Annotated in this window: 18 protein-coding genes and 1 tRNA gene; 12 read left to right on the top strand and 7 right to left on the bottom strand. The window is 44.5% G+C overall.

Translation table 11 applies throughout. The features are described from left to right. Positions 1-79: 79 nt before the first annotated feature. Entirely contained in the window at positions 80-2644 is a 2565-nt protein-coding gene (locus FAI40_05735) for a PBP1A family penicillin-binding protein (protein ID QCE34891.1), read from the bottom strand. A gap of 372 nt (positions 2645-3016) precedes the next feature. Here FAI40_05735 and FAI40_05730 point away from each other — a divergent pair, with 372 nt between their 5' ends. From FAI40_05730 to hmpA, 5 genes are all read left to right on the top strand, one after another. Further along, a complete protein-coding gene (locus tag FAI40_05730; GenBank protein QCE34890.1) occupies positions 3017-3337 on the top strand; it encodes a hypothetical protein in 321 nt (106 codons plus the stop codon). A gap of 138 nt (positions 3338-3475) precedes the next feature. Continuing rightward, complete coding sequence (locus FAI40_05725) at positions 3476-4216, top strand: ribonuclease PH (GenBank protein QCE34889.1); 741 nt, start codon at positions 3476-3478, stop codon at positions 4214-4216. A 62-nt stretch (positions 4217-4278) separates the two neighbouring features. Next, the gene (gene rdgB / locus FAI40_05720) at positions 4279-4899 is read left to right on the top strand and encodes an RdgB/HAM1 family non-canonical purine NTP pyrophosphatase (protein ID QCE34888.1); all 621 of its coding nucleotides are present in this window, start codon (positions 4279-4281) and stop codon (positions 4897-4899) included. 95 nt (positions 4900-4994) lie between these two features. Continuing rightward, positions 4995-6797, top strand: coding sequence for a DUF262 domain-containing protein (locus FAI40_05715; GenBank protein ID QCE34887.1), 1803 nt, complete (start codon positions 4995-4997; stop codon positions 6795-6797). Between the two features lie 75 nt (positions 6798-6872). After that, the gene (hmpA, locus tag FAI40_05710; GenBank protein ID QCE34886.1) at positions 6873-8069 is read left to right on the top strand and encodes an NO-inducible flavohemoprotein; all 1197 of its coding nucleotides are present in this window, start codon (positions 6873-6875) and stop codon (positions 8067-8069) included. A 77-nt stretch (positions 8070-8146) separates the two neighbouring features. On the opposite strand, the gene FAI40_05705 is transcribed toward hmpA, so the two are convergent. From FAI40_05705 to FAI40_05690, 4 genes are all read right to left on the bottom strand, one after another. Beyond that, entirely contained in the window at positions 8147-9643 is a 1497-nt protein-coding gene (locus tag FAI40_05705) for a replicative DNA helicase (GenBank protein ID QCE34885.1), read from the bottom strand. 32 nt (positions 9644-9675) lie between these two features. Beyond that, on the bottom strand, positions 9676-11037 hold the full coding sequence (locus tag FAI40_05700; GenBank protein QCE34884.1) for a bifunctional folylpolyglutamate synthase/dihydrofolate synthase: 1362 nt from the start codon (positions 11035-11037) through the stop codon (positions 9676-9678). A 25-nt stretch (positions 11038-11062) separates the two neighbouring features. Next, positions 11063-12109: an acetyl-CoA carboxylase carboxyltransferase subunit beta gene (locus FAI40_05695; GenBank protein ID QCE34883.1), complete on the bottom strand. Its 1047-nt coding sequence runs from the start codon at positions 12107-12109 to the stop codon at positions 11063-11065. 240 nt (positions 12110-12349) lie between these two features. Next, positions 12350-14647: a TonB-dependent receptor gene (locus FAI40_05690; protein QCE34882.1), complete on the bottom strand. Its 2298-nt coding sequence runs from the start codon at positions 14645-14647 to the stop codon at positions 12350-12352. A gap of 285 nt (positions 14648-14932) precedes the next feature. Here FAI40_05690 and FAI40_05685 point away from each other — a divergent pair, with 285 nt between their 5' ends. From FAI40_05685 to FAI40_05675, 3 genes are all read left to right on the top strand, one after another. Then, the gene (locus tag FAI40_05685; protein QCE34881.1) at positions 14933-16459 is read left to right on the top strand and encodes a PepSY domain-containing protein; all 1527 of its coding nucleotides are present in this window, start codon (positions 14933-14935) and stop codon (positions 16457-16459) included. Beyond that, the gene (locus tag FAI40_05680; GenBank protein QCE34880.1) at positions 16456-16716 is read left to right on the top strand and encodes a hypothetical protein; all 261 of its coding nucleotides are present in this window, start codon (positions 16456-16458) and stop codon (positions 16714-16716) included. The genes FAI40_05685 and FAI40_05680 overlap by 4 nt, the downstream gene beginning before the upstream one ends. Before the next feature lie 119 nt (positions 16717-16835). Beyond that, on the top strand, positions 16836-17471 hold the full coding sequence (locus FAI40_05675) for an HdeD family acid-resistance protein (protein QCE34879.1): 636 nt from the start codon (positions 16836-16838) through the stop codon (positions 17469-17471). Between the two features lie 79 nt (positions 17472-17550). Here FAI40_05675 and FAI40_05670 read toward each other — a convergent pair whose 3' ends face one another. After that, positions 17551-20385, bottom strand: coding sequence for a 2-oxoglutarate dehydrogenase E1 component (locus FAI40_05670; protein QCE34878.1), 2835 nt, complete (start codon positions 20383-20385; stop codon positions 17551-17553). 166 nt (positions 20386-20551) lie between these two features. Here FAI40_05670 and FAI40_05665 point away from each other — a divergent pair, with 166 nt between their 5' ends. The 4 genes from FAI40_05665 to FAI40_05650 are packed head-to-tail and all read left to right on the top strand — an operon-like array spanning position 20552 to position 24054. Further along, positions 20552-21190, top strand: coding sequence for a 2OG-Fe(II) oxygenase (locus FAI40_05665; GenBank protein QCE34877.1), 639 nt, complete (start codon positions 20552-20554; stop codon positions 21188-21190). A 37-nt stretch (positions 21191-21227) separates the two neighbouring features. After that, the gene (locus FAI40_05660) at positions 21228-21986 is read left to right on the top strand and encodes a hypothetical protein (protein ID QCE34876.1); all 759 of its coding nucleotides are present in this window, start codon (positions 21228-21230) and stop codon (positions 21984-21986) included. Between the two features lie 41 nt (positions 21987-22027). Then, the gene (locus FAI40_05655) at positions 22028-23056 is read left to right on the top strand and encodes an aspartate-semialdehyde dehydrogenase (GenBank protein QCE34875.1); all 1029 of its coding nucleotides are present in this window, start codon (positions 22028-22030) and stop codon (positions 23054-23056) included. 5 nt (positions 23057-23061) lie between these two features. Beyond that, a complete protein-coding gene (locus FAI40_05650; protein ID QCE34874.1) occupies positions 23062-24054 on the top strand; it encodes a ferrochelatase in 993 nt (330 codons plus the stop codon). A gap of 10 nt (positions 24055-24064) precedes the next feature. On the opposite strand, the gene FAI40_05645 is transcribed toward FAI40_05650, so the two are convergent. After that, positions 24065-24141: transfer RNA gene (locus tag FAI40_05645), tRNA-Pro, on the bottom strand. Positions 24142-24159: the final 18 nt, after the last annotated feature.

Genomic DNA, 24159 nt, shown 5'->3' with positions numbered 1-24159 from the left:
ATCCTAATAATTCATCTCTTGAGGCAGAACCTAAAAAATTCTGCCGTAACATATAACTTTCTTCAATTGTAGCGTTTGTCTAGTACAATCCTCCAAAACCAATATCTCCTGAAGTTTCCTGTTTTGGCGCTGGCGGTGGTGGCGCTGTGCCAGCTGGCTCAACAGGACCTGTTGTTTCCGCTGTTTCCGCTTTTGCTTCAGAGGCTGGCAGATGCTCAATAATAGAAGCGCCTGTATCTTCTGCGCCCAAAGTCATATCTGAACCTCCGCCATGCATCTCCACACTAACCCCAGGTTCTTGGTCACTTTTAAACGCATCAACTGCCTGTATCAAACCCGTATCATATTTTGCAAGCTGCATATTGGGCGGTTGAGGGAAATCTAAATCTCCACGCAATGGAAGGGCTTTCCTCATAATTTCATTCCAAATTGGTCCCGAAACACGTCCCCCCGTTTCGTTCTGACCCAGAGAACGTGGGGTATCATACCCCATCCAAACAATGGTCACGAGATCCGGGGAAAAACCAGAGAACCACCCATCATGCCAATCCTGAGAAGTCCCTGTTTTCCCTGCAATATGATAAGCAGACAAGCCAGGCTTTCCACGGAAACCTGTCCCTTTCGCAATCACATCCTCTAGCATCATCTGAATTTGATACGTAGATTGCGGAGAAGCCAAAACAACACGACTATCTTTTAAAGTAGGCATTTCCTCTGGATTATCATTAGGAACAATCGCCAAAGAAGGATCTGTAAAACGATCCAGCAATTCACCGTCTGGCGACTGCACATAATCAATAAAGCTCGGCCGAACAACATGACCGCCATTTGCCAAAGCCGCATAGGCGGCAGCTTCCTGAAGAACGGTTGTTTCCACAGCCCCAAGCGCTGAAGACAAATAAGGGGGAAGATTCGGCGTCAATCCAGAAATATTGGCAATATCAATAATAGAATCCAGTCCAACATGATTTGCCAAACGAATTGTCACAAGGTTACGGCTCTCCCTAAGCGCATCATGCAACGTCAATGCGCCCCAGTTGTCTTTTTCATAATTCTGCGGATGCCAATTCCCCTGCTCAAAAGGCGTATCTTCAAAACGTTGACTTGGGGAAATATCATGCTCCATCGCAGCCAAATAGACAAAAGGCTTAAAAGAAGACCCTGGCTGACGTTTTGCCTGCAAGGCGCGGTTAAATTGACTTTGCTGGAATGTCCAACCACCGCTTAAAGCCAACACACGGCCTGTTCTCGCATCCAAAACAACCGCAGCCCCTTGAACTTGCGGCACTTGCGCCAATGGCACAGGCCCTGTCTCAGTTGGAATAATAAGCGTTAAATCGCCCGGCTTAAGCGTCGCACCTGCGCCCTTCATTTCATTTTTATTTAAATCGGCCTGCTTAAACTCAAACCCTTCATTAGTTTCTTCTGCCCAAGCAACAGCTGCGCCCTCTGACAGTTTTACCGCCGCACGCCAAGTCGTGAGCGTCCCCATTGGCGGGCGCACTTCCCGCATCGCTTTGACAATTTCAGCCTTATCCTCTGGCGTTTTTGCCTGCAATACCTCTTCTGAGAGAGAAAGATGCCCATAAGGGGCTGGGAAAGCCTCTTTACGCCTTGCGTAATCCTCTAACCCATTACGAAGAGCCGTTGTCGTTGCCTTCTGAATCAAAGGATGAAGACTTGTGTGAACGTCCAACCCCCCTTCCAAAGCCTTTTTCTCACCATATTGCGCAATTAAAAGACGGCGAACCTCCTCAGAAAACCACTCTGCATCTGGCATTGGCCCTGCACGAGACGTTTTTACAGGTGCAATCAGCTCGTTCTTTGCAGCATCCGCTTGCTCTTGTGTCAAAGCGCCTGTTTCAACCATGCGTCCTAAAACCCAATTACGACGCTCAACAGCCCTATCGGGATGAAGAAAAGGATTATAATTGCTGGGAGATTTTGGTAGAGAGCCTAACAAAGCCGCCTGCGCTGGTGTTAAATCTTCCAACGATTTATTAAAATAGCCCTTTGCAGCGGAAACCACCCCATAAGCGCCATTCCCAAGATAAATCCCATTCAAATAAATCTCTATAATACGATCTTTTGAAAGCACATGCTCCATTCTTGTCGCAAGCATAGCCTCCTTCACCTTACGGACAATACTGACTTCACTATCGTGATTAAGGAGCATCCCCTTGGCGACCTGCTGGGTAATAGTCGAAGCGCCCAAAGGGCGCTTATGATGACGAAACAGCAGATTGGTCACCGAGGCTCTGGCAACCGCAATATAATCCACGCCGGCATGGCTATAAAATTTCTGATCCTCTGCGGCGATAAACGCATTTTTCACAAGGTCTGGAATGGCCTCAGAAGGCACATAAACACGTCTTTCCGCTGCAAGCTCCGCCATCAGGCTTGATTCATTGGAATAAACACGGCTGACCAGAGGCGGATGATAGGATTTTAAGGTGTCAACACTCGGCAAATTCGACGTACACCGCGCCCAAAAAAGGCAAATAGACGCAATCACCAAGGCAATAAGGGCTAAAGCAACCCCTGCAATAATACCAATAACACGACGCCAATAACGGAAACGCTGCCTTTGTGCTGGAGAATGATCCCCAGAAGGCTGTAATCTATCTTCTGAAAAAGAAGGCAAGGCTTAATCTCTCCGAAATAAGGCGTAAAAAAGGCGAGCGTGCTATCTCACATATACAAATTGCGCTCTAACATAAATTATTTTTTAAGTTGTCTCTACAATAGAGAACTAAAATTTTTATGCCTAATTTATGCCTGAACAGTTAAGGCAAAAACAAAATAGAATGCCCGACCAATAATCCCGACAGATCAGAAATTCTTTAAAAACAGCCTTTATCTCTCCTTATTCCACGGTAAAAGGCGCTTTATGAACGTGCCCTTTATTACATAATAGAAAAATTTATTTGTTAAAAAATTTTTAATAGCCGTATTCTCGTTTTATAGTGAGCCTGTCTTTTTCTTTGAATTTTATTTCTTTAACGCTGGAGCAAAAATGACTTTTCCCTCAAAAACATCGCAATACACTCTCTTTGGGAGCGCTCTTTTCTTGGCAGGATGCTCTATCAAAACCGCTCCCCCACCGCCACATGCCGAGTTTAATCCGCATGTCTGCGTCTTCCATTCTGAAACCTTCTCTCCTGGCGCTCTTATCCAGCCACTTCCAAACAAAGTGGAAAAATGCGTCCTGCCAAACGAACCTCGGATTACACCAGATCATCCTGCCTATTGGGAAGAAGTGCTTGAAAATAGCGCAACCGAACAGAATGCCGCCCCTGCTGAAAAAGCCGATCTCAATAAAAACCCTTCGGCATAATCCCATCAGAAAACAGAGGAGACTGAAGGAAGAATTCTTAAGCCTTTCTTTTGAATCTGTTATACTCAAGAAAGATATTCCCTGAAATGGAGAATATCTTTCGCTTTATTTGACTTTAAAATAAACCAAGGTTTTTAAATGACTGAAACTTCAACAACTGCTTCCAAGCGCCCTTCTGGACGCCAGCCGAACGAACTGCGCCAACTTTCCATCGAAATTGGACGGGCTCGCCACGCAGAAGGGTCGGTTTTAATCCGTGTTGGAGAAACAGAAGTTCTCTGCGCTGCCTCAATTGAAAATAAAGTCCCTCCTTTCCTGCGCAATAAAGGAACTGGCTGGATCACGGCGGAATATGGCCTTTTGCCACGCTCCACCCACACACGTTGCCAGCGTGAAGCAGCCAGAGGGAAACAAAGTGGCCGTACGCAAGAAATCCAGCGCCTGATTGGACGTTCCCTGCGTGCCTGCATCAATTTAGAAAAACTCGGCGAAAAAACTGTTACGATTGACTGCGACGTTCTCAATGCCGATGGTGGCACACGCTGTGCCTCTATTACAGGTGCGTGGGCTGCTTTGGCAATTGCGCTTGAAAAACAAGGACTTTTCGATGCCTTAACAGGCCAAGTCGCCGCACTTTCCTGTGGCGTGACAAAAACAGGTCTTGTGGCAGATTTGGATTATGCCGAGGATAGCTGTGCCGAAACAGACGGCAATTTTGTCCTGTCCAAAGATGGCGGCATTGTCGAGATTCAAACCACAGCAGAAAAAGATCCGCTTCCATACGATGATTTTATCAAATTGGTCGGCATTGCCCGTGAAGGTGTCAAAGACCTCTTTCAATTGCAGGACGAAGCTTTGGCACAATCCCGCCGGAAATAATCTGCAAATAACGGAAAATCATTCTGAATCTAAAGATCATATAGAGTAAGGCTAGAGAAGCAATGACCGAAAGTAATGTCTTTTTAAAATCTGGTGATAAACTTGTAATTGCCACCCATAATAAAGGAAAACTTTCTGAATTTCAGGCAGAACTTTCAAAAGTTGGCCTGATCGCCATTTCTCTAGCAGACTTTACCTCTGAAAGCCCAGAAGAGACCGCAGACAGTTTTGAAGGAAACGCCAAAATAAAAGCGATTGCCGCCGCAAAAGCGACAGACCTGCCTTCCTTAGCCGATGATTCAGGCTTTTGCGTCAATGCGCTGGAAGGAAGACCTGGCCTTTATAGTGGCCGTTGGGCAGAACAATTTGGCACAATGCCTAAGGCCTTAGTTGCCCTTGAAGAAGAAGTTAGAAAATCCTCGAAAAAAGAAAAAAAGGGCGCATATTTTATCGCAGCACTTTGCCTTGCTTTGCCAGATGGACGCACCAAAACGGTCATTGGCAAATGTGAGGGTACTATTTCTTTTCCGCCCAAAGGGGAGCATGGACACGGCTATGACCCTGTTTTTGTTCCAAATGGACACCATAAAACTTTTGCAGAAATGCCAAGCCGTGAAAAGAACAAACTCTCGCACCGAGGCCTCGCCCTTGAAAAGTTTTTGAGGGAGTGTGTAGAATGCTGACAAGCAGGAATTAAAACAATAAGCCTCTAACTTGCTTTGCTAAAATATTTCTGATCTAAAAGATGGTATAGAATTTTTTAGATTAGGTAATTTCCATGGCAGATTATCGTTCGGCAACTATTAAAGAAACGCTCGATCAAATTGCATCTCGTAAGCTTGTCTTGCCTGCAATTCAAAGGGGCTTTGTCTGGAAAGAAGAACAAATAGAACGTCTATTTGATTCTTTAATGCAAGGCTTCCCTTTCAGCACGCTTCTTTATTGGGAAATGCCAGAAGAAACCAAAAAAGATCTTTTCTTTTATGAATTTCTAGAAGTCACAGACGAACAAAAAGATTTCCGAAATGAACACCTCTCCGAAAATAGCATTCCAGACAATGCAAAAGGTGTTATCGACGGCCAGCAACGTTTAAGCGCTTTAAATATAGGCCTCAAGGGAGGGGTGCGGTTACGAAAGAAAGGAAAACGTAAAAATGACTGTCGATCATATATAATGAAACATTTGTACTTGAATATTCTCTCATCACAAAAAAATACTGAAGACGAGGAGGAAGAAATTCTCGAGAGCAAAACGCTTTTTAATTTTTCATTTTTAAATAATAATGCAACTTTTATTAAAGAAAATAAAAGCAATCCAAAACTTTGGTTTAAAGTCAGAAAAATTTTAGAGATTAAAAGTATTGGAGATTTTTTTTCTTTTCTAAGACGAGAAAAAATCTCTGGTAAAGATTTAGATATTGCTATGGATATTCTCCCAAAACTCTGGAGTAAAATACATACTGAAAGTGTTATTTGGCATTATCTTATTGATAATCAAACGCCAGACAACGAGGTTTTAGAAATTTTTACACGCACTAATCAAGGAGGTACAAAACTTTCTAAAGCAGATATGGTTTTTTCTATGGCTGTTTCTCACTGGAAAAAGGACGCTCGTGAAGCAATCGAAGACCTTGTTTCAAAATTAAATGGCATCTGTAATACTAAAAGATTTGATAAAGATTTTATTCTAAGCGTTGGCATCTTGATCAGCTCAGCTAAAGCTTCTCAATCTCGTAAACGCTTAATGAATTCTGCCATTATGAAAGAAATGGAGGATAACTGGGAAGCCTTAGAAAGTACACTTTCGGAAACTGCTGACTTCATCCAAAAAATTGGTATTATTGAAAAGCGTTTACTTTCAACAAATGCCCTTCTCCCGATTATCTATTGGATATATACGTGCAATATTAAAGATTTGTCCAAAAGGGCTTCATACACAGAAGACAGAAAAATAATTCAGGATTTTCTATTTCGCTGTCTTGCAAAAGGTGTTTGGGGAAGTGGTGCAAATACTTTAGCGGATAAAATCCGTAAAGCTTTAAAAAAATGGAATGATGAAAGAACCAAAAAGGGATCATACGAACCCTTCCCAATAAAAATTATTGAAAAAGCGATGGCCGAAAGCTCTCGCTCTTCCCTACGTTTTACAGAAGAAGACGTTGAGGATCTACTTAGCAAAAGAAAAAAAGATGCCGTAAGCTTTTTTATTTTGTCTCTTATTTTTGATGAAAAATCACATTCTGACTACCAACTTGAGATGGATCACGTCTTTCCAAAAGCACGCGCAACAGAAACCCTTCTACAAAAAGAGAACTTCTCTGAAAAAGATATTCAGCTCATTTCCGATGAAATTGATCAAATTCCCAATCTACTACTCCTTTCCAAAAATCAAAACGCCTCTAAAAACAAAACTATGCCAAACGAATGGCTAAAAACCTCAAAAATATCAACATATGAAAAAGAAATGGCTTTTCTTGAAAATGTGCCTGACTCTTTTAAAGATTTTCCTGAATGGTTTCAGGAGCGGAAAGAGAATATGAAAAAAGCTCTTATGGAAAAGCTAAATCTCGCTCTCAAATAAAAATACATATTTCATTTGCGCCTTTATTCTGTTACAATAGTTTTCTAATTTAAAAAAAAGGAGTTAAGTTAGGACATGCCTAAACCTCTAAGTCAAAAAACAATTGATATTGTGACGCAATGTGTCCCAGCTCTCCAAGAGCATGGCGTTGCTATTGCAAAAGAAGTCTATAAAGGGCTTTTAGAGGATAAAGAGATTTCAGATCTTTTTAACCTCTCCCATCAAAAGGACGGCACACAGCCACAATCTTTGGCGACAGCTTTGCTCGTTTATGCGCAGCACATCAAAAATCCTGCTGAGCTGAAAGGCATGATTGACCGTATTACAGAAAAACATGTCAGTCTCAACATTTACAAAAAACACTATCCATATGTGGGTAAAGCCGTTCTGAATGCCTTAAAAGTTGTTTTGGGTGATGCCGCAACCAAAGAGGTTTTAGATGCCTGGGGCGAGGCCTATTGGTTCCTTGCAGATATCTTTATCGAACGGGAAGCGGAAATTTATACAGAACATGTTGAGCAAAAAGGTGGCTGGCGTGGTTGGCGTAAATTCAAAATTGCCAATATCAAAGATGAATGCGAAGACATGAAGTCTTTCGAGCTTCACCCTGTTGACGGCAAACCTGTCCTCAAACATAAACCTGGGCAATATCTCGGACTTAAACTTGAAATTAACGGACATTCCCAACGCCGCAACTATTCCATTTCTTCTGCGCCAAGTGAAAAATCCTACCGCCTCAGCATCCGCACGGTTAAAGATGGTGTTGTGTCTGAATGGTTTAACCATAAGGTTAAAGACGGCGTTGAATTTGAAATCAGTGATCCATCAGGAAGTTTCGTTCTGAAACACATAGGTGCACCTGTTGTTTTAATTAGCGGTGGCTCTGGCCTGACGCCAATGATTTCCATGACAGCCTCTTTGGAAGCCAGCTCTTCTAAAGAAAACCTGCATTATATCCATTCTGCCCGCACCCAACAGACAGAAGCTTTTGGCGGTTATATCCGTAACCTTGCTAAAGAAGGCAAACTCAAAGCAGACGTTTTCTACACAGAGGGACCAAAAGCCGCAGACAGTGAAAATGTCACCTGCCATGAGGGACGTATTTCTGCTGAATTCCTTAAAAAAGAAATCCCATCAAATGCCATTTGCTATATTTGCGGCCCAGCAGAATTTACAAAAGCTATGATTAAAGATCTCAAAACCATGGGACTTAAATCAGATCAAATCCGCTATGAATTGTTCGGCTCAATTACCGATCCTGAACTTGCTTAATCCACAGCAACCCAAAGAAAAAGCCCTGCAATGCAGGGCTTTTTTTATTGTCCTTTAAAGCAATGAGAAGCGCCCACCTATCCCTGATGAATCTCATCTAAATCGTCAAAGCGTGTATATTGCCCATCGAAATAGAGAGGGATTGTGCCTGTTGCACCATGACGGTTTTTTTCAATGATTAAATCGGCCTTATAGCTCACCTTTTCCATTTTATGTTTCCATTCGGACAAGGCAGTAGCGTAATCTTCCTGCGTATCTTTTGGCTCTCTTTGTTTGAGATAATATTCATCTCGGTACACAAACATCACCATGTCGGCGTCCTGCTCAATCGATCCTGAATCCCTCAAATCCGACATCATAGGGCGTTTATCTTCACGCTCTTCCACACGGCGGGAAAGCTGTGAAAGAGCCACAACAGGCACATTCATTTCTTTTGCCAAGGCCTTGAGCTGACGGGAAATTGCCGAGGTTTTATCAACGGTATTCTGAAATTTTGTCCCAACAGCAGGCTCAATAAATTGCAGATAATCCACGACAACCAAATCTAGCCCTTGGGTTCTCTGAACTTTTCGGCAATAGGTGCGAATTAGGGAAAGCGGTGGTGTCGAGGCATCATTGATGCTCAACGGCAAATGCTCCAGTCGTCTGGCCGCCCGAATGAAATTCTCGAGGTCTTTTTCCCTGATATTGCCCTTACGCAACTCACTGGCAACAATACTCGCCTCATCTGACAAAATACGGGTGACAAGCTGTTCTGCCGACATTTCAGCCGAGAAGAACAATACCCTACCTCTTTTTTCCTTGCCTGCCGCATTTTGCTCCAAATGACGGGCTGCACGATAGGCCATTTTCGTGGCTAAAGCCGTTTTTCCCATCGCAGGACGGCCTGCCAAAATAATTAAATCCGAAGGATGAAACCCCCCTGTTTTTCGGTCTAAATCCCGAAAACCTGTTGTGATTCCTGAGAGTTGGTCTCCTCGCTGGGAGGCCTCAACTGCCTCTTCGACTACACGGTTGAGCAAAATAGAGAAATCAACGCATCTCTCATCCTGCCCCTTGCTGTGCGCAAGCTGAAAAAGCGCCTCCTCCGCCTGTCCGAGCTGAATCTCGCCATCGGCTTCGGGATCGCTGGAAAAGGCCGCATTCACTGTTTTTTCGCCAATATCAATCAGCTCACGCCGTATCCAGCAATCGTGAATCACTTTTCCATAAGAATCGGCATTGATAATGCCGACCATGGAATCAACCAGCTCCGCCACATAGGCAAAACCGCCAACAGGCTTTAAAATATCCCCATGCTCCAGCTCTGCGCGCATGGTAATTGGGTCTGCAAGCTGTCCGCCATTGATACGGCGGGCAATGGCATCATAAATCTCACCATGCACGGCATGGGCAAAATGACGGCCTTCTAAATAAGCCTGCACACGCTCATAGGCTCTGTTATTGACAAAAATTGCGCCTAAAAGCGCCTTTTCAGCCTGAATATTTGCAGGAATGGCTCTGGAAACCTGAGACGTTTCTTCCTTCTCCGATTCCAAAGGGAAAAAAGAAGAAAAACCTGACTCTGATGTCATTTCACTGCCGTTATTTTCCACTTTATATTCCCTCAAATCATTTTAAAATCATCTTGCCGAAGCACCTCTCCTGCAAGATATAAACTGCCACAAATCACGATTTTTGCTGGCACACCAGCCTCTACCTGCTGGGCAAAAACCTGCAACGCAGAGCGTACGGAAGAGACCTCTCCCACTTTTTCCCGATAAAGCGCCCCCATCTGGTTGGAAAGCTCCGCCTGCATGGCGGAAACAGGCTGGGCGAGGTACTGATTCGGCTCTGATACCAGCAAAATCTTCTCCACAAAAGAAGAAAGCGGTGCAAGAATCTCTGACGCTTTTTTACCCTCTTTGAGTCCTAAAATGACATAAATTTTCTGGGAAGGAGATTCTTTTTTCCATTTTTCAAACATCTTTCCCAAAAATTTAGCCCCATGTGGATTATGCGCCCCATCAAGCCATAATTCCCATTTTTGAGGTAGTAAATCTGTGAGCTTACCGCTCAAACGCTGAAGGCGTGCGGGCCATTTTGCCTGTGCAATCCCTTGGAAAGCCTGCGGACAGGCTTGCGGAAAAACAGCTTTAAAAGCCGCCACCGCTAATACCGCATTTTCGATTTGATGCGCTCCAACCAAAGAAGGCAATGGCAGGGAAACCTCCCCTGCTTCGTCTTTAAAAATCCATCTTTGAGAGTCCTGCGCTGGCAAGGCCAAAAATTCTTTTCCAAAGGTGAAAAGGGGCGCTTGGTGCGCTTTTGCCTCTGCCTGAATGACATTATAGGCTTCTGGCTTTTGCCTCGCTGTATAGACGGGAATTCCCTGCTTAATAATCCCAGCCTTTTCGCCAGCGATACTGGCCAAATCCTCTCCAAGAAAATTTTGATGGTCAAAACTTACAGGCGTTATTAGAGTAACAGCTGGTTTTACAAGATTTGTTGCGTCAAAGCGTCCTCCCAGCCCGACTTCAATCACAGCAAAATCCGCATTAGAACGTGAAAAAAGCAAAAAGGCAACGGCCGTTAACACCTCAAAAACCGTTATCGGTGCGCCTGCATTTTTCACCTCAATCTCGGCAAGCGCTTCTTCCAACCTCTGATTATCCACCAGCTCGCCAGCAACACGAAAACGCTCATTCACATGGATAAGATGCGGACTGGTGAGGATATGCGCTTTTAAACCCGCAGCCTCTCCCAAAGCCCGCAAAAAGGCGCAGGTACTGCCCTTTCCATTCGTCCCTGCGACATGAAAAACAGGCGGAAGCTTCTCCTGAGGACGGCCTAGTTTTTCGAGCAAAGCCTCTAACCGCCCCAAAGAAAGGTCTATCAAACTGGGATAGAGTTTCTTTAGGCGTTCTAAAATCTCTTTAGAGCGTGGGGAGAGGCCAAGCATCTCATTGCCCGGCACTTTCTTTGTCATGATACACTATCCCCAGTAAATGCTTTTATTTACCCTTTTTCTTGTCTTTTTTAGATTTTTTGGAAGGGGCTGAGTCTTCCGCTGTTTCCTCGGCAGGCAAGTTATCTGCGGAAGCAAAAACATTCACTGTCTCGTGAGTAAATCCCTCTGGCAGCAAGGCGGTATAGGTTGAAAGGAGAGAGGATTCATCTTTCTCAATTTTTGCCAGCTTTGCCTTCTGTTTTTCAGGGGAAGGTTTGAGGAAAGAAATCAACCTTCCGAGATATTCTGGCATTTCATGACGGGAAACGATTTGGTCAATCATGCCATGATCCTGCAAATATTCCGCACGTTGGAAACCTTCAGGCAACTCTTCACGAACGGTATCACGAATCACACGGGGGCCAGCAAAAGCAATCAAAGCCTTTGGCTCTGAAATCTGCACATCGCCTAACATGGCAAAGGAGGCGGAAACGCCCCCTGTTGTTGGGTCTGTATGGACAACAATATAAGGAATCCCTGCCTCACGCAGCATCTGAATACCGAGTGTTGTGCGTGGCATCTGCATCAGGCTAATGACACCTTCCTGCATGCGTGCCCCGCCAGAGGTTGTGAAAATAATCAAGGGCAGATAATTCAAAACCGCATAATGACAAGCGGAAAGGAAGGCTTCACCTAAGGCTGCCCCCATCGTCCCCGCCATAAATTCAAAGGCCATGACGGCGACAACCGCTTCCTCGCCTGAAATTTTACCCGCGGCAACGGTTAACGAATCTTTGAGGCCTGATTTGGCTTTTGCCTGCGCCAAGCGATCGGTATATTTCTTAGAATCACGAAAGCCCAGCGGATCAAGTGGCGCTTCTGGCAATTCCAAAAGACGGTATTCGCCCCTGTCAAACGTCCATTTCAAACGTTCTGCAACATTTGCCTTCAAATGATGGCCGCAATGCGGACATACTTTCAAAATGCGCTCAAGATCCTTGACCAACAGCATTTGTGAACAGCCTGGGCAATTCGTCCAAAGGTTTTCTGGCACATCACGCTGGAACAAGCCCCTTACCTTTGGGCGCACATATTCAGTTAGCCATGTCATCCGTTAAATCCAGCCTTTTTGTTTCCGTTTTACAGATCATTCGCACGTCACTTACCTGAGATAAAACCACTCTTATTTTCATCAAGGCAAGCGTGCTGATTTTTATATATGGTGTTGCACCATACTCAAAACTCATAGAAAGGAAAAGCGCCTCTCTATGATTGTTTCCACACATGGAGAAAAAAACACGCCCCTTCTCCCCATTTTTCGTGCGTTTCTCAGTTTCCTAAAAAATTTCTATTAAAAATTCGCTGTCATTGAAAATTGGAATGTCCGTGGCAATCCCATTTGCAAATAACCGCCATAAGAGGAACTCCAATAATTCGCATCGGTAACATTATTGACATTGAAACGGGCGGTAAGAGAATGAGATGCAATTTTAAATGTATGACGTACCCCTAAATTCAGAATCGTCCAACCGGGGAGCTTTAACGTATTATTGCTATTGACCCATTGCGATCCTGTGCTGTCAACGCCTGCAATAAAGGTTGCCCCATGAAGCCAAGGCACATCAGCCTCAATATTACCGTTAAAATTATAATTTGGAATCCCCATCGTTCCTTTTCCAGCATTGGGTCCAGCATCACTCTGAACTGAACGAATTAAGGTTGCCCCGCCTGTAAAGCGCAAATGGGGTAAAATAAGGCCGTTAATGCCAATTTCAATTCCTTGATTCTGTTGCAACCCATTCACCACAAAATAATCTTCTGCATTGGTATAGGCATTGGCCTTTTCCATTTGAAAGAAATCCAGCGAAGCCCCAAACCGTCTCGTGTCATATTTAATCCCCGCCTCATACTGATTAGTACGGTAAGGTGAAAAAATTTCACTCTGATTCTTAACACCTCCAGATGGTGCCATTGGGCCTTGGGTCAGAGCCTGTACCCAGTTGAAATAAAGCGACGTATTTTTATTTACATGGAATAAAGCTGTCACCGCTGGCGTAATCGCCCCCTTATTATAATGTGCTGAAACACTGCCTGTTCCCGGCACGCCTGCATCAGTATAATGATAATTCGTGTCATTAAATTCCTGCCAACGGAATCCCGCGGTAATCGCAAATTTATCCTTCCAAAAACTCGCTGTATCTGCAAAGGCAATTCCGTAGAGATTGGTGCTAATTGTTTTTCCTGGATTAGACAAATCTCCTCCAATAATTCCCTCAGGAGGAAGAGACTCTTGAGACTGATGGTAAATGTTGCCTGGCAACTTTCCATTGCTAAAAGCGTAAGCGCTATATTGATCTTCCCAAAGGGCATTTCCGGCAAAATTCCATTTGTTTTTAATCCCGCCAAGACGGAAATCTCCCTTCACCCCGCCAGCGAAGCTCTTATTCGAAAGCACAGTTGGAACGTAAGATGCGAGGATAGTCGCTGCTCCTGTCACGCCATTGGTAAGGGTTGGCGTGTCGTATTGCCCCGCTTCATTCCCTGTCATTCCGCCAAATTTTAAATAGCCTGTCAGATGCTTGCCGAAATCATGCTCAAGCCCCATTTCTCCAAAAATATAATCTGTCTGCTCATAATCCCATTTCTGCCCGTAGTTATAGGCTGCGCCAACAGGCTGAGGCGTGACCGTCACACTTGGGCCGACAATCACTTCTGGCCGTCCCCACGTCACGCCCATATTTTGGTAATTCATATCCCAAGTCATACGGGTCGTGTTGGAAACATTGTGGTAATCAACATCCAGTCCCAATGCGACAGAATGCCGTCCTTCATTATGAATGGAATCCTCGCCATCACTACCAGCGAAATTCATACGGACGCCCCATTCCTGATGATGACCAAAACGTTTGCCCATATCAATCGCCCCATTCCCAGATCCAAAACTCCCATAACCGCCAGTGACATCGAAATTAGGCTTTTTCCCCGCATGTTTAAAGGAAAGATCAATCGCCCCCCCAACCGAACCACCAGGCGCTGCGCCATACATGAGTGTGCTCGCCCCCATCAAAAGCTGAACCCCGCCATAAAGCTGTGGCGCAACCATCTGACGGGGGGCAATCCCGTACAATCCATTCATCAAAACATCGTCACTCACCACAGGGAAACCACGAATAATAAAGACTTCTGAAAAGTTACCGTAACCGTAGGTCGTGCGCACACCCGGATCGTTTTTCAACACGTCTGCTAGGGTTTCTGGTTGCACATTTGCAATTGCATCCGCCGTATAAGAACGCACGTTAAAAGCCGTGTCTAAAGCACGCCCTTTCCCTAAAAGCCCTAAATCCCCCCCAAGAGTTACTTCCTGTTTAGGTTTTGGACGTCTCCGAATCACGACATTTTCATGTTTTTGGGAAACTTTGACACTTAATTCCCCATCATGGAAATCTTTGGGTTTCTGATCTAGCTGTGTTTGTTCGGACGTGGTGGCACGTGCTGCGGTACAAAAACACAATGAACCGCCAACAAAAACACAAAAAGCAAGTGGGCAGAGCCAAGAAAACTGAGAAATGTTTCGCCTGGAAAGGATTTTCTTTTTACAAAAAGAAGATAAAAGACAGTTGGATAAATCTAACTTTCTCACAGACAAAATAAAAAAACTTTCTCCCTAACAATTTTCCGGCATCTCTCTTACACTTCGTGCAATTTCTTTCTGTATTCCCAAACCAAGGAAGAGAGGCTTAAAACCGCTTATTGCGAATGATTGTCATTTTCAATTAAAATGGCTTATAGCATTCCATCTTTGCAACTGCAAATCATTTGCAACAAATAGTAATTTTGTCTTTTTTATCCTGTTAGTCTGTTACGATTCTCTTTATGTTTTTTCTGTCTTTCCTGCACTCACCCTCAATGCTTTCAAGAAAGCGCTCTGTCTGAAATGCCGGAAACACTTCGAAAAACTTTTGCAAAATGGCATCATTGGATCGGTGTTTTCTGCGCCTCTCTTTTAGCTATTTTTTGCTTAACGGGTGGGCTTTGCACGATTGGCCCCGCCTTCGATCATTGGGTTTCACCCCTTCCGCCTTCTATTTCAAAAGTTTTTCATACGCCCAGCGCAGAAAGCGTTGCCGTCGCAACAGAATATATGGAACAAACAAGGGGTGAAGCACCCGCTTTTCTTCGCTTACCCACGCCTCAAGACCCTGTTTTCCGCCTTATCCGCTATGATGGGAATGCTTTCCAAACCATTCTTTCCCTCCATCCTGAAACGGGTCTGCCTTTTAAAGACAAGCCTAGTTTAGAAACAGGGTTTTTTATTGCCCTGCATTCAACCCTTTACCTCAATAGAAAAGTCATTGATTTTATCGGGCTTTTTGTATCGCTCGCAGGGTTAGGGGCGGTCATTTCAGGTATTCTTATTCATTGGAAACGCTTGAAAAGCGATTTTCAGCTCTTGCGCCTTTTCTCTCCAACCCCTCGGCGTGCGCTGGATTTCCATCTTTTCTGCACGCTCATCGCCCTGCCTTTTTTACTGACAGCGCTTGTGACAGGCGTTTGGATTGAAAGCCAGCATCTTGTCGAAGATTTCTCCCCTCGTCCCGTCATCAGCGTCACCGAAACGGAATCTCAAAAAAACCTCCCTGCACACCTTCCGCCAGAAGCCTATAAAGAACTCTATCAGGCAGGTGCTCACTATTGGGGAAAAGATAATCAGGGCTTTTTCCTCATAGCACCGCATCAAGCGCTCTTAGTGCCTTCAGATGGCAAATCTATTTCCCTGACACGCCCCCATCTGGCCTTGACACAGATAGGCGTAAAAAGCTGGAATATCGCCCCCTCAACCGATAAAAACATCTCTCTTACTGCTTTTGTAAAAGGGCTTCATCTCATGCGCTGGGCTACGGGAGAAATGCGCTGGGTGGTCTCTCTCAGTGCCGTTTTGCTTTGGGCAGCGCTTGGCGCTGGAAGTTTTCTTTTGCTTATGAAACAGCGGTCTGCTCTCAACAGGCGAAATGCCTGCCCCTCACGCAGCGATAAAATCGCTTTTTCCTTTGCGGAATCCTTCGCCCTTTCCGCCTTCGGCCTTCTGCCACTTACCCTTTTAGGGCTTTTATGGTTGGAATGGCTTTCACCGAAAATCCCTCTTTCTTTATCCATTCACGCACCCCAAGGAAGGGTAGACGCTTTTTTCTGTGTCTGGATTGGTCTCAGCCTCATCGGATTAGCGTTCTCCCTCTTTCGGTGGGTTGGCTCTTTTCCTTTTGCGGACAAGGCGCTTCGTCTCCTCTGGAAAATTACCTTAAAAGGGAGTGTTTTTTTTGCGCTTGCCCTACCCTTTATCACGCTTTTAGGACGAGAGTGGCGACATCTTCCTCTTTTACCTAATACCGCAAGTCTTTTACTCGAAGGGCATTTTGTACTGTTCGGGCTTATTCTTTTTATGTGCATACGGAAAAATACATGATTTTGTTTCTCTTTTTGCTCGGCTGGGGGGCTGTTTTTCTTCTTTTTCGGGGAAATCAGCTCCGTCCGCTTTCTTCAAAGCCCCTGCCCAAGATGCGCTTTTGGCTGATTGCTGGCATTTTAGCCTTGGGAGGGCTTCTCCTCTTTAAGATGGCTCTGCAAACCTTTTTACTTCTCCTTTTCTGCGCCCTGCCCGCTGCACTTGGTGTTACCCTATTGCAAAATCTCTATTTTTATTTTCAAAAGAAAAAGGAATGATTTCCTTCTTGGAAAATTAAACCTATCATCAATTTCTAATCTTTATCCTCGGCAGAGAAAGCCCCCTTTGTTGCTTTGCCCCTTGGATTCATAATGATCTTACGCTTAGGAATTTTTCAATGAGCTTTCTTACCGAATCCGACATCACACCAGACCAAATTCTCAAAGCGGAAATTGGCTCGCTTCTCAAGGTAAATCCGGCATGGTTTATCGGCTGTGGTATTGCCCTTTTAATCTTGGGACTTTTAGCCCTCGGTGCGCCTGTGTTTCTCACCCTCGCCAGCACCGTCCTATTGGGCGTCTGTTTAATTATCGGCGGTGTCGTCCAACTCGTAATGGGATTTGCCCATAGCGCCTCTTATTATCTCCGCTACCATGCCCACCGTTGGGAAAGCATTCTCACGGGCACTTGCCTGCTTATTGGCGGTCTGCTCATGTGCGTTCAGCCCGTGGCTGGCGCTATTTTTGTCACGGCATTTCTTGGAGCACTTTTTATCTTTTCAGGCATTGGGCAAATTTTTGTCGCCATCCATAGCCGTCATGCACCTGGTTATGCTTGGGTGCTTTTTGGAGGAGTGATTACAGCATTCCTCGGTGTTGTTCTCTTTCTTAACCTCAACGGTGCGAGCCTACAATTTCTCGGCTTCTTGATTGCGATGGAGCTTCTCATGCTTGGATTTGTGGCGCTTTCTTATGGTTTATGCCTCAGAGGATTGCATAAAAAACATGGCGATGACGAAACCTATCTCCTCTAAAGAAAAATACTTTCTTTAAAAATGCAAAGGGCTGGGAAACCAGCCCTTTTTATATCTCTGCCTATACTTAATAGCTTGCTCAGAACGCACTTAACGCCTGTTCGACAATTTCCGCCTGCTCTTTTCGGTGCGTTCCCATCCAGCCAGAAGCTACACCAGAGGTTGGTTCACGGGAAATCCCGTAAAACTTAACAGAGTCTTTTCCAACTTCTTTCAGTGCCTCTAAAATCCATGGCAGAATGAAAGAACGTGCCCCCATATTTTCAGGCTCTTCCTGTACCCAGACGACCTCTTTCAAAACATCACACGCATTTAGGGCTGTAATTAACTCATGAATCGGGAAAGGATAAAACTGCTCAAGCCGTAAAAATCCAATTTTTTCCAACTCTCTTTCCTCGACAGCCTCAGCCAAATCATAAAAGATTTTTCCACTGCAAATCAAAAGACGCTCTGTCTGTTTGAGTTTTGCACCTGTCAACGTTCTTAAAATCGGCTCAAAACGTGTATGCGGACCGATTTCTTCTAAGGCAGAACGGGCTGTTTTCCGCCTTAGAAGAGATTTTGGAGAAAAAAGAATCAAAGGTTTTGGACAACGCCGTGTTTTCTGACGGCGCAATAAATGAAAATAGCTGGCAGGGCTGGAAGGCATGCAAATTCGCAAATTATTGCGTGCCGCAAGCTGTAAATAGCGCTCAATCCTCGCCGAAGTATGTTCTGGCCCGCCCCCTTCATATCCATGGGGCAAAAGCAAAACCAAACTGGAAAGCTGATTCCACTTCTCCTCCCCAGAAGCGATAAACTGATCAATGACAACTTGCGCCCCATTGGCAAAATCACCGAATTGGGCTTCCCAAATGCCTAAAACTTGAGGATCTCCGAGACCATAGCCATATTCAAAACCCATCGCCGCATATTCTGACAAAAGACTATCTACAATCTCAACACGCCCTTGCCGACGGCTCAATTTTTCTAAAAGTGAAAAACGCTCACCGCTTTTTTGATCTGTCGTTAATAAATGCCGATGGCTAAATGTCCCCCTTGCACTATCCTCTCCAGCAAGACGGATGCCATGCCCGTCTAAAATAATACTGCCTAAAGCGAGTGCCTCTGCCGTACTCCAATCCAAATTGTGCTCTCTCAAGATTTTATCTTCAAAATTCTTTGCCTTTAAGGTCGCACGGAGTGTCTTACGCTCCTCCAAAAAACGGGAAAGCCTTGGAGAAAGCTGACTTCCTGGCCAAATTTCAGCAATACGCTCTGGATCAAAAACCCCTAAAATGCGCCGAATCCGTTCAAAAGGAATACCTGTCATGGGCTGAATCCGTGGAGCACGGTCATCACGAACGGCAAAACCTTCATCTGGCGTTTTAACAACAAACAAACGCTTGCGCTCTTCCAAAGCTTGATCTGCTTGCGCTTTTTTAAAGGCTTTTTCAAACGAGGAACGGGTCTCTTGCTGAATTCTTTCAGCCTCTTTGGGAGAGAGCCTGCCCTCTGCCAAAAGCTTTTGTCCATATTTCTCAAAAACGCCGGGATGATTGCTAATCGCCTCCACGGCCAAAGGCTGTGTAAAAGAGGCGTCATCAGTTTCATTATGGCCTAAACGCCGATACCCAATCAGATCAATAATAATATCACGCCGATATTCCTGACGCCATGCGACCGCCCAGCGCATCGCTTTTGCAATTTCTTCGGGACAATCTGCATTTAAATGCAAAATAGGGATTTCAAACGCTTTTCCCAAACTTGCACAGCTTGACCCTGAATAAGCATCTTCGGGCGAAAGGGTAAAGCCAACCTGATTATTCACAATTAAATGAATAGTGCCACCTGTCTGATAGCCAGAAAGCTGACTCATCTGCAATGATTCATAAACAACGCCTTGCCCAGCAAAAGCGGTATCCCCATGAATCAATAAGGCAGCATAATTTTCTTTTTCCGCTCTTTGACTTCCGTCCTGCTTTGCCCGAACGTACCCTAAGCTTACCGCATCAACCGCCTCCAAATGTGAAGGGTTCGGCAAAATCGTTATTTCAAGCTTTTGTGAATTTTCTGCAAAAAACCGTTCACTTTGATAGCCTAAATGATATTTAACATCACCACCGCCTGTGAAATTTTCAGGGGCTTTATCGGAAAGAAACTCTCCAAAAACACGCTCCCACCCAGCGCCAAAAACGCCCCCCAAAAGATTAACACGGCCACGGTGCGAAAGTCCGACAACAATCTCTTTTCCACCTTGTCCTGCAAAGGCCTTTAAGAGCCCTTCAATCGCAACGGCTAAAGATTCGCTCCCCTCCAAGGAAAAACGGCGCACCCCTGGAAACTGACGGTGGCAAAATTTCTCAAAAAATTCTGTTTTATTAAGAACCGTATAAATATCCTGCGGAGAAAGCAGCGCCGCCTCTTCTGAAGGCGTTTCTAAACGCTCAATCCACCATTGACGCTCCTTAGGATTTTCTAAGTGCATAAATTCTGCACCAATATGCGTTCCATAGGCTTTTTGCAAAAGCGCCAGCTGTGAGGCTTCCTGCTTTTTAAGGTTTTCTGAAGCTTTTTCCATTAAGGAAAGAAGGGCATCAGGTGTTTTTTTACGTTCCAGTGGATCAAGCTTTGCCGTACGCCAGCCATAACGCCGCCAAATATCGACATCCTTTGCCAAAGAACGCTCTGAAGAGTCTGAATATTGAAAAAACTCTTGTTTTTTAAACGGACGAAAGTCCGAAGGATCTAAAAAAGAGTCTGATTCAAGCTGTTCCAGATAGAGCGCATTTATCCCTCCAAAACAGTCAATTTCTTTTTTAAAGCCAACAGAAGATTCACCCTCTTTTGAGAGCGTCTGCTGGTCTTTTTGACGATCTTTCTGTTTCAAAACGCTCCTCCTCTTTTGGGCTTCTTTAAAAGCACCCTTAAATATATTAGCATTAAATTTTTATTTTCGTTCTTTTTTCCCTATATTTAGAAAAGAATTTATGAAAATAAGATTTTAAATCTTCGCAGATCACAAAAGGAAACTCTCCAACAGTCGCCGTTACAACATTTAGCTCTCTTGCCAACATCCCAACATTGACTGCTCCATCCCCATGTTTAACTATGACGCCCTGCGTTCCGCTCCAATACGAAACCACCCAACGCCCCATATTGTGGTTGAGAATTTTCTTTCTCCAGAGGTATTTCATAAACTCTCCCCCCTTTTTCCTGAGATTTCACAAGGGGGTTCTTTCCCTGCTGCTTCTTTCCGTCACGCCCCTTTATTTCAGCAAATGCTTTTAGAGTTTGAAGGGGAAAAACTGCAAAAAGAAGTGGCGCAAAAGTTTAACCTCTCTCTCGAAAATCCTCCAACGCTTTTAACCCTTCGAGGACAAACCCGCCCCTCTGACGGAAAAATGCATTGTGATTCAAAAAGCAAAGCGGTCACTATTTTGCTTTATTTCAACCCTCTGGACAAAGAATGGCCAGAAAATGCAGGATGTCTCCAATTTTGCGATAGTGCCGACCCTAAACATCTCGTTTCTGAAACGGCGAATGAAAGAGCCGTTCCCCCAAAAGGCGGCACCTTAATTATTTTCCCCAATTCAGATCATAGCTGGCATGGGCATCTTCCCTATGAGGGGCAACGCCGAACCATTCAACTCAACTATATGCACCATTCCTGGAAAGCGTGGCTGGAAACTAAACGCCACACCCTTTCCGCCCTTTGGAAAAAATGGCATCATGCCTAATCCTTCTTTCATTCCACTTCTGTATAAAATGAGAAGCATGTCCTCTTTTTTTAATCTCCTAAAATCGACCTCTTTTTTACGCCATTCCTCTCTGAAAGCTTTCTTTCTCTTGGCTGTTTTTACAGGCTTAGGAAATGCAACTTCGGCACAGGCGGAAATCCTAACCTCCACCCTCAATAGCCAAGAAGGCAACTATGTTATCCTAACTTGGCTTAGCGATATTCCGTTCCGTGCGAGCATGAAAGATGAGCAGGATTTCTACGATAAAGCCTTTGATGATGATAATATCCATGTCAATGCCGTGCATCTCTCATGGGATGAAGAGCGCACCCTTATCAAAGTCTCACAAGAATATAACAACATCACCCGTGCTGCTTTTAAAGACCGCAATTTCTGGCTTCCCCTCAAAGCAGATCCCCAAAATTACTATTGGATGGTGAATGTCCTCTATTTTGAATATGATAAAAAGGGAAATCCCCGCAAAGTTCCGCAAATCCTTTACGGGCATTCTTACACACGTCCACTCCGCCACCGAGGCAATGTCGCACCTGACTGTATTGCCTATACTGATATTGATGAAATCAATATTTCAAGCAAACATTTGCTCGCCGTGATCAATCCGATGGAACCGCTTGCACGCCGTATCAAAATGGGAGAATCCTGTGATCTTCCTAAGATTACAAGAGCCTTTGTCACACATAACTCCCCTCACCCCAAAGACGGACACTTGCTTGAAAATAGTGAAATGGAAATCGCTCCAGAACTCGTCTCACAACATCGCAACGGACAGCACTAAAAAGCAGTTTCCCAAAAAACGGGAATTAAAGGAATAAAAACATGAAATTCAACGTCGTTGTCGTCGGTGCACGTGGCATTGTAGGTCGCGAAATGCTTCGCATTTTGGCAGAGCGTGAATTCCCTATTCGAGAAATTGCGGCACTTTGCTCCGCACGGGGTGCAGGAAGGCAAGTCTCTTTTGGCGAAAACACCGTTCTTACCCTGCAAAATATGGAAAAATTCGATTTTTCAGGCTTTGATATTGCCCTTTTTGCGACCAGCGCCAGTGAATCTAAAAAATATGCACCGATTGCTGCCAAGGCAGGCTGTCTTGTCATTGATAATTCCAGCCATTTTCGGATGGAGCCTGATGTCCCTCTGGTCATTCCTGAAATCAACCCACAGGCTCTGCAAAAAATTCCCCGCAATATTATCGCAAATCCCAACTGCTCGACAATCCAAATGGCCTTGCCTCTAAAAGCCCTTAACGATGTTTTTGGTGTAAAAAGGGCGGTTGTCTCAACCTATCAATCCGTTTCTGGCGCTGGAAAAGCAGCTATGGACGAACTTTACAATCAAACCAAAAAAAGCTTCGTCAACGATGCAATAGAATCTGACGTTTTTTCAAAACAAATTGCTTTCAATCTTATCCCCCATATTGATTCTTTTCTCAAAGATGGACGCACCAAGGAAGAATGGAAAATGGAAGTTGAGATTAAAAAAATCCTTGATCCAGATCTTCAGCTTCATGCAACCTGCGTGCGTGTCCCTGTCTTTATTGGACATAGTGAGAGCCTCAATGTGCAATGTAAAAAGAAAATCAACCTGCAAAAAGCCAGAGACGCCCTCAAAAAAATGCCTGGCGTCATTGTTATGGATCAACCCGAAGATGGTGGTTATATCACCCCTGTTGAAGTCGTTGGAGAAGATGAAGTTTTTATTTCCCGCCTAAGAATAGATGCCAGTCAGGAAAACACACTTTCTTTCTGGTGTGCTGCGGATAATATTCGGAAAGGTGCTGCTCTGAATGCCATTCAAATCGCAGAATACCTCCTTAAAGAGAAAAAACTAACGCCTAAAACGTCGTAAACTTTATGCCCTTTAGCAAAAAGAAAACTGGTGTCCTGCTGATCAATTTAGGCACACCTGAAGCCACAGACTATTTTTCCATTCGGCGCTATCTCAAAGAATTTCTTTCAGACCACCGTATCGTGAATCTTCCGCCGATTTTATGGAAAACCATTCTGCACCTGATGATCTTACCTCGACGCCCTTTTATCACAGGGCGCAATTATCAGCGCATTTGGGATGAAGCAAAGGATGGCAGTCCCTTACGCTATTATACGAGACGGCAGGCAGAACTTTTAGCACACCGTCTCGCCGATAAAGAAATTCAGGTCGAATGGGCAATGCGTTACGGCACGCCCTCTGTTGCAGAGAAAATAGATTCTTTGCAGAAAAAGCACTGCCACAAAATTCTGATCCTACCTCTTTATCCTCAATATTCTGCCACAACGCATGCCAGCGCTTTAGATGCGGTTTACAAACATCTTTTAACGCTCACTAATCAGCCAGCTATTACTGTTGTGCCCGCCTTTGCCAAAAGTGACCTCTATCTTTCTGCCCTCACAAGCCATTTACAAAAAGAGCTCACAAAGCTTTCTTTCAGTCCTGAAAAAATTCTTCTCTCATTTCACGGCATTCCAAAAAAAATGGCTGAAAAAGATTATCTTTATCCCCAAGATTGTCTTTTTACCGCCCAAAAACTGCGTGAGAAAATGCAGCTTTCCGAAGAGGAAATGCCCCTAACCTATCAATCCCGTTTTGGAGGGGCGGAATGGCTTCAACCCTATACCGTTGATACTGTCAAAAATCTTGCACATCATGGCATTAAGAATTTAGCCATTATGGCACCAGGATTTTTTTCAGACTGCCTGGAAACACTTGATGAATTAGGGCGAGAAATAAAAGAAATTTTCTTAAAAGAAGGGGGAGAAAATTTCGCAGTCATTCCTTGTCTGAATGATTCAGAAGAAGCCGTCAATCTCCTTGGAGAGATCATTTGTCCTTCGGAAGAGACATTTTAGCTATTCTGAATGGTCGGAGCGAGAGGATTCGAACCTCCGGCCTCTACGTCCCGAACGTAGCGCTCTACCAGGCTGAGCTACGCTCCGACATCAGAGCTTCTCTTT

The organism is Acetobacteraceae bacterium, from assembly GCA_004843345.1.
Taxonomy (GTDB): domain Bacteria; phylum Pseudomonadota; class Alphaproteobacteria; order Acetobacterales; family Acetobacteraceae.
This window is presented reverse-complemented; position numbering and strand designations above follow the sequence as displayed.